General features: G+C 67.5%; 4 protein-coding genes, 1 tRNA gene and 1 pseudogene. 3 read left to right on the plus strand and 3 right to left on the minus strand.

Going from position 1 to position 7,590, the window contains the following annotated elements:
• Positions 1 to 329: 329 nt before the first annotated feature.
• The 3 genes from RT567_RS11305 to RT567_RS11315 all read right to left on the minus strand — a co-directional run bounded on the left by RT567_RS11305 (position 330) and on the right by RT567_RS11315 (position 2,438).
• Positions 330 to 809 (minus strand): redoxin family protein, encoded by a 480-nt coding sequence (locus tag RT567_RS11305; RefSeq protein ID WP_313576460.1) that lies wholly within the window; start codon positions 807 to 809, stop codon positions 330 to 332.
• Positions 810 to 841: 32 nt separating this feature from the next.
• A tRNA-Cys gene (locus RT567_RS11310) sits at positions 842 to 915 on the minus strand.
• A gap of 95 nt (positions 916 to 1,010) precedes the next feature.
• A complete protein-coding gene (locus RT567_RS11315) occupies positions 1,011 to 2,438 on the minus strand; it encodes an amino acid permease (RefSeq protein WP_313576463.1) in 1,428 nt (475 codons plus the stop codon).
• A gap of 308 nt (positions 2,439 to 2,746) precedes the next feature.
• On the opposite strand from RT567_RS11315, the gene RT567_RS11320 reads away from it, so the two are divergent.
• The 3 genes and pseudogenes from RT567_RS11320 to RT567_RS11330 form a co-directional block, all read left to right on the plus strand.
• Positions 2,747 to 4,261, plus strand: coding sequence for a hypothetical protein (locus tag RT567_RS11320; RefSeq protein ID WP_313576461.1), 1,515 nt, complete (start codon positions 2,747 to 2,749; stop codon positions 4,259 to 4,261).
• A gap of 89 nt (positions 4,262 to 4,350) precedes the next feature.
• The gene (locus RT567_RS11325; RefSeq protein ID WP_313576462.1) at positions 4,351 to 7,044 is read left to right on the plus strand and encodes a TonB-dependent receptor domain-containing protein; all 2,694 of its coding nucleotides are present in this window, start codon (positions 4,351 to 4,353) and stop codon (positions 7,042 to 7,044) included.
• Between the two features lie 212 nt (positions 7,045 to 7,256).
• Positions 7,257 to 7,590, plus strand: a pseudogene (locus tag RT567_RS11330) (type II secretion system protein N); the annotation flags it as partial.

A 7,590-nucleotide genomic window follows, 5' to 3' on the forward strand; every position in this document is an offset into this window, starting at 1 on the left:
GCGGACGGCGGCGTCCACGTCAGCGGCGGCGCCGGCGGCCAGAGCGCCCATGACTTCGCCCGTCGAAGGGTTCTCGATCGGCAGGGTCGCTTCGCCGCTAGCGGGGCGCCAGACGCCGCCGATGAAGACCTTATCCGTGGAGAAGGGGGCGGCCATATCGTCTGCTCACTGTGAAGGCGATCCCCTCTGGTTCGCCGTCCAGGATAGTGGGCACGATAACGGATCAGGCGCCAAGCCCTTTATGGTTTTGGCCTAAGTCACTGATTTTGCGTTCTGAGTGATCAATAAAATGAGCATTTGACGCTGGGGCAAGCAGGTGCGGGCGTCTTTCACGCGGCGGTTGCAGGCTCCAGCAGCAGGGCCATGATTTCCGCGCCCAGCGCCATGTCCGAGACGGGGCCGAAACGGCGCATCCGCATCCGGCCCAGACGGTCGACCAGCACCAGACTGGGCGTGCCTTGAAGATTGAAGGCGGTCATGGTGCGCGGCGCGGTGGTGTCGGCCGAGGGCGCGTCGATGGCGACCGGAAAGCGACAGCCGTGCTCGGCCAGCCATTGGGTCAGGCCTGCGCGGTCCGACTGCTGGTCGTGATGCTCGAAAACGCTGTGGACGCCCAGGACGGCGACCTCGCCGGAGGTGAAGGTCTCGGCCACGCGCCGGGCCTGGGGCAGGGCGTAGTGCGAGCAACCGGGGCAGAGGCGTTGCAGAAAGGCGATGCAGACGACCTTTCCCCGCAGCTCTTCCAGACGCACCGGCTCGGGCGTGTTCAGCCATTCCACGGCGTCGATCGGGGGCGCGAGTCGGTGCATGGGGGCGGCTCCTGAACGGCAGGGCGCCCCGATGGAGGCCGGACCTGGAATCGAACCAGGCTGGACGGATATGCACTCCGCCGCGTAACCGCTCCGCCATCCGGCCATCGGGGCGAGGCGTCTGGATAGCAGGCGGCGGGGGGCGTCGCCTGGCCCGGTTGAGGATTAGCGGGGGCGCCGGTCGCAGCGCCCCCACATGGATCAGTCGGCGGCGGCCTGTTCGGCTTCCTTGGCCTCGCGGCGGGCGACGCTGAAGCGACGACCGTAGAGCAGATAGGCGCCGACGCCGACGACGTTCCAGATCAGGAACCACAGCTGCGTCTTCTGCGGCAGGCTGGCCAGCAGGTACAGGCAGCCGGCGATGGCGACGGGGCCGATGATCCAGGCCAGCGGCGTGCGGAAGCCGCGCGGCAGCTCGGGCGAGCGACGACGCAGGATCAGCATGCATAGGGCCACGGAGCTGAAGGCCACCAGGGTGCCGGCGTTGGCCAGGGCGACGATTTCGCCCAGCGGGAAGAACAGGGCGATGGTCCCGACGATGGCGACGGTGAAGGCGGTGATGCGCAGCGGCGCGCCCTTGGCCGACAGTTGCGACAGGCCGCGCGGCAGAAGGCCGTCGCGGGCCATGACGAAGAAGATGCGGCTTTGACCATAGAAGAAGGCCAGGATGACGGTCGGCAGGGTCAGCACCGCCGTCACGGCCAGGAAGTGGGCGGCGCCCGGCTGGCCGATCTCGCGCAGGATCAGGGCCAGCGGCTCGGGGCTGTTGGCGAACAGGGTGAAGGGCGCAGCGCCCAGGGCGGCCGTGGCGATGATGGTGTAGATGGCGGCGCAGACCAACATGGAGCCGACGATGCCGATGGCCAGGTCGCGCTTGGGATTGCGGGTTTCCTCGGCCGCCGTGGCGATGGCGTCGAAGCCGTAGAAGGCCGAGAAGATGATGGCGGCGGCGGCCATGATGCCGCGCTCGACACCGTCCTCGCCCATGGTGCGACCGAAGCCGAAGGGGCTGAACGGTTCCAGGTTGGCGCCGTTGAAGTGGGGCAGGGCGAACCAGACGAACAGCACCAGGGCCGATAGCTTCACGACCACCAGGGCCAGGTTCAGCGTGGCGCTCTTGCGGGTGCCGATGATCAGCATTCCGGCGATGACCAGGATGATGAACAGGGCGGGCACGTTGGCGACGCCGCCTGCGTGCGGCCCCTGCATCAGGGCCATGGGAAGGCCCAGCCAGTCATGCAGCAGGGGCGCCGCATAGCCGGACCAGCTGACGGCCACGGCGCTGACCACCAGGCTGTATTCCAGGATCAGGCTCCAGCCGATGATCCAGGCGACGACCTCGCCGATGACGACGTAGTTGTAGGTATAGGCGCTGCCCGAGGCGGGGATGGTCGAGGCCATCTCGGCATAGGCCAGGGCGGCGCAGGCGCAGACGAAGCCCGCGATCAGGAAGGACAGCAGGACGGCCGGACCGGCCTTGTCCGCGCCGATGCCGATCAGGGTCAGAATGCCGGTGCCGACGATGGCGCCCACGCCCATGGCCATCAGGTGCGGCCAGCTGAGGCTGCGAGCCAGGCTGCGTTCCTGTGCGTTGACAGTGATGCGCTTACGCACGTTCCAGCCGCCCATACGGTGTCTCGTCTTCTTGTGTGTCGGGACCGGCGGGAAGACCGGCGCGCTGTGTTGCGCCAGACGCGCCCTGGATACAAGCGTCACGCGGAACTCGAGGCGCGGCTTTGAGGCGCGGCTAGCTCCGTCGCCGGACATTTTGTCACTCAAGCGGCGACAAAACGGCAAGAAACCTAAGCCGATCCGTCACTGAAGCGCGCAAGCTTCGGAAACAGCAGCCGCTATCCATGCCGCCGAGGCAGGAGGGAAGCAGGGCCATCCGTGACGGATAGGCCGCCCACTGTCGCATCTTTTGACCAGACCGGTGGATGACGATGAACAGCAGCTTCAAGACCATGCTCGCCGTGGCGGCCAGCGCGCTCGCCCTGGCGGCCTGCGGCGGATCGGCCGAGGTGGCCTCGCCCGGCGAAGGCGACTTCGGCAATGGCAACGGGAACGGGAACGGCAATGGGAACGGCAATGGCGGCAACGGCCAGGCCGCAGCTGACTGCCCGGCCGGCTTCGCCAACGTCGGCACCATGGCCAACGGCACGCTGCGCAACTGCCAGCTGCCGCAGCAGATCAACGGCGCGCTGACCGTGCCGCTGCGCGCCGGCACCATCTACTCCATCTCGGGCCGCACGGCGGTCGGCACGGACGGCGGCGTCGACGCCTCGGCCAACACCGGCACCCAGGGCATTCTGACGGTCGAAGCGGGCGTGACCATGTTCGCCTCGGGCGGCGGCGACTACCTGCTGGTCAACCGTGGCTCGCAGATCTACGCCGAAGGCACAGCCTCGCAGCCGATTATCTTCACCAGCCGCCAGAACGTCGAAGGCACGACCAACGAGAACTCGCACGGTCAGTGGGGCGGCATCGTCATCGCCGGCCGCGCGCCCCAGGCCAACTGCCAGCTGACCGCGCCTGTCACCTGCACCGGCCAGGTGGAAGGCACCAACGCCTTCTACGGCGGCGGCAACGTCAACGACAACTCGGGCCGTCTGCGCTACGTCCAGATTCGCTATTCGGGCTTTGAGATCTCGACCGGCAACGAGCTGCAGGCCCTGACCCTGGCCGGCGTCGGCGCGGGCACGACCATCGAATACGTCCAGTCCTACAACTCGTCGGACGACGGCATCGAAATCTTCGGCGGCAACGTCAACCTGAAGCGCATCGTCATCAACGGCGCCGACGACGACGCCTTCGACACCGACACCGGCTGGCGCGGCGGCGCCCAGTTCGGCATCGTGACCCAGCGCGCCCCGAACGCGACCAGCCGCTCGGCCGGTTTCGAGTTCTCGGCCGCTCCGGCCTCGACCCCGCTCGCCCAGCGCTACAACTCGCAGCCCAAGATCGCCAACTGGACGATGGTGGGCCGCAACTCGCCGACCGACGCCCACACCGTCGCCCACTTCGACACGGGCACGAAGGCGACCGTCGTCAACTCGGTCTTCACCAGCGCCGCCGGTTCGCTGGCCGGTTGCCTGGACATCGCCGACGCCGACACGGCCAGCGTGAACCCGGTGTTCAACTCGGTCTTCATGTCCTGCGGCATCTCCTACCGCGCCAGCGGAGCCGCCCGTTCGGAGCCGATCTTCACGGCCGGCGCGAACAACACGGCCAAGGGAACCTCGACCCTGACCGCCCCGGCCGCAGGCGTGACGATCACCAACCAGGTGCTGACCTTCATCAACGGCGCCAATGAAACCGCCGTGACTCCGGTCAAGGCCTCGAGCGTCCACGCCGCCTTCACCGACACCGACTACATCGGCGCCGTGAAGAACGCTTCGGACACCTGGTGGCAGGGCTGGACCTGCGGCCTGACCGCCAACGCGAAGTGCTGATGAACCCTCTGGCGAGGCGGCGGTCCGAAAGGGCCGCCGCCGACCCTTTGAGCGTCCAGCTTCTCTCGACCTACGCAAGGCAGCCGAACATGAAGAACAAGACCCTGACCCGTAACGGGCTGCTGCTGGCCAGCAGCGCCCTGGTCGCCGCTTTCGGCGCGCCCAGCCTCGCGCTCGCCCAGGCGTCCGCCCCCGTCGCCGCCGTGGCTCTGAGCAATGAACTGCCCGCCGATCCGGAAAGCCCGGATCAGGTGTCGCAGACCCCGGCCACCCAGTTGGGCGATATCGTCGTCCTGGGCCGCAACATCCCGCAGCAGAACCGTCAGAGCGCCGAAGTGGCCGCTTTCCTGACGTCGGAAGACCTGCAGCGCACCGGCGACTCCACCGCCGCCGCCGCCCTGACCCGCGTGACCGGCCTGTCGATCGTCGAGGGCCGCTTCGTCTATGTGCGCGGCCTGGGCGAGCGCTATTCCTCGGCCCTGCTGAACGGTTCGCCGCTGCCCAGCCCCGAGCCGCTGCAGCGCGTGGTGCCGCTGGACCTGTTCCCCTCCAGCATCCTGGCGGGCGTGACGGTTCAGAAGTCCTATTCCCCCAACTATCCGGGCGAGTTCGGCGGCGGGGTCATCGACCTGCGCACCGTGGACGCCCCGGCCGAACCGTTCCTGACCTTCAAGGCGGGCATCGGCGGCAATACCGAGACGACGGGCCGCGACAATCTGGTCTACTACGGCTCGGACACCGACTGGACCGGCTTCGACGACGAGACCCGCAAGATTCCGGGGCCGATCGATCTGGCCTTCCGCACCGGCAAGCAGATCAACATGGCCAACTTCTCGGCCGCTGAGCTGCAGCGGATGGGCCGCTCGATGGTCAATGCGCCGCTGCGTCTGATGCAGCGTCAGCAGACGCCGGTCGACGGCAGCCTGGAGCTGGCGGGCGGTTTCCGCACTCCGACCGAGATCGGCGACCTGGGCGTCATCGCCGTGGCCGGTTACGACAACTCCTGGCGCACCCGCCAGGCGATCCAGGAAGAGGGCCAGTTCCAGGGCGACGACCTGGTGCCGGTCTCGACCTTCGACGTCGAGTCCAACCAGAACGACGTGCGCCTGAACTTCCTGGGCGGGCTGTCGCTGACGACCGACGATCATGAGGTGAAGTGGACCAACCTCTACGTCCGCACCACGACCAAGCGCGCGCGCACCTCGGCCGGGCCGGACTTCGACGCCGGCGGCAGCGTGATCCGCAACGACTACACGGAGTGGTTCGTGCGTCAGCTGTTCACCAGCCAACTGGCGGGCGAGCACTACTTCGGCGCCGACGGCGAGTGGAAGCTGGACTGGCGCGCGGCCTACGCCAAGACCTCGCGCGACGCCCCCTATGAATCGCGCTTCCAGTACGGCGTCGACGCTCAGGACCGCTTGATCCACAACGTCCAGGGCAACCAGATCTCGTTCAGCGAGCTGGACGACGAAATCTGGTCCGGCGGCGTGGACCTGGCTTATAAGCTGCCGATGGCGGCGGGCCGCGAGGCGACCATCAGCGTCGGCGCCTCGACCCTGGACAACACCCGCTCGGCCGAGCGTCACGACCTGCAGTTCGAGGCCGTCAACGGCCTGACCGACAGCCAGCGTCGCGCGCGGATCGACTATCTGTTCTCGGACTTCAACATCAATCCGTGGACCCTGCAGCTGCGCGAGATCGCCGGCTCGAACGGCGCCAACGCCTATGACGCCGACATGAAGGTCAACGCGATCTACGCCATGGTCGACGCCGAGTTCGTGCCGACCGTGCGCACCACCTTCGGCGTCCGCTTCGAGGACGGCCAGCAGAGCGTGACCCCGCGCGACCTGTTCGGCGGAACCTCGTCCTATGATGCGACGGAGATCGAGGAGCAGTATTGGCTGCCGTCGTTCACCGCGACGTGGAACTTCACCGAGGATCAGCAGCTGCGCTTCGGCGCGTCCAAGACCATCGGCCGTCCGCAGTTCCGCGAACTGGCGCCCCAGGCCTATACCGACCCGGAAAGCGATCGCGTCTTCATCGGCAACCCCTATCTGACGGACACCGAGATCCTGAACCTGGACGCGCGCTGGGAATGGTATTTCGGCCGCCAGCAGTTCGTCACGGCGGGCGTCTTCTACAAGAAGCTGGACAAGCCGGTCGAAGCGGTGATCGTCGATGTCGGCAACCAGCGTCAGCAGACCTTCCTCAACGCGCCGGAAGCGACCGTCATGGGCGTCGAGGCCGAGGTGAAGAAGTATTTCGAGTTCGCCGATCAGGCGGCCTTCATCTCCAACAAGCGCTGGCTGGTGCAGGCCAACTACACCTGGTCGGACTCCGAGGTTTCGGTCGGTGAGGGCGACACCGTCGTTACGCTGGGCGGCGGCGGGCGTCCCGAACAGGCGTCCTTCTTCATCCAGGACGGCAGCCGTCTGCAAGGCCAGTCGGAGCACGTCGCCAACCTGCAACTGGGTTGGGAAGACGACACGGCGCGGTCGCAGGCGACCTTCATCCTGAACTACGTCTCGGAGCGGATCACCGCACGCGGCGCCGGCGTCGGCACGGCGCGCGAGCCTGACTACCTGCAGGAGCCGGGCGCCGTTCTCGACTTCGTCTATCGCAAGGACTTCACCGTGAAGGGCCGCGACCTGGGCTTCGCACTGGAACTGCGCAACCTGCTGGGGACGGACTTCGAGGAGTACCAGGAGAAGGGCAACAAGATCCGCATCAACCAGTACGACCTGGGCCAGAGCGCCTCGGTCAGCCTGACGGCGCGTTTCTAAGCGCAGACTGCGCCCGACATTTGAGCCGGGAGGCCCCAGCGGCCTCCCGGCTTTTTTATGCCTGCCGCCGAGGGAGGGTGAATGTTTCGCGTCATTCCCTCCGAACCCGCCGCATCTGTCGTGACAACTTCTCGGCGCTGTCATGGTTCGGAGCGAGCCGGGTACGGAGCATCCGCCTAGGGAGGCGTTGCGGCCGCGAGAGGCCGTGGGGGATGTCTTCCTTGCTCGCTGGCCTTCGCAAACTGAGCGCCGTTTCGTTGGGCAAGGGGAGCCTGTCCCTTCGCCGTCCGTCGCTGCGGCGCGTGGTCGAGGCGACGCTGATCCTGCTTCTTGTGGTGCAGGCGGGGCGGCTGGTCTGGCTGTTCGCGGCGCCGACGCCGCAGGCCGTGGAGGCACGGCCTCTATCTGAGATCGATCTGGGCGTGCTGTCGCGCTTCGACGCCTTCTTCCGCAACGGCGGGGGCGGCGCCGAGGCGGCGCCGTCGGACGGCGGGGGTCTGACCCTGTTCGGCGTGCGCGCGGACGGCGCGGGCGGCGGCTCGGCCA

Origin of the sequence: Brevundimonas sp., from assembly GCF_032107865.1 — a bacterium.
GTDB lineage: Bacteria > Pseudomonadota > Alphaproteobacteria > Caulobacterales > Caulobacteraceae > Brevundimonas.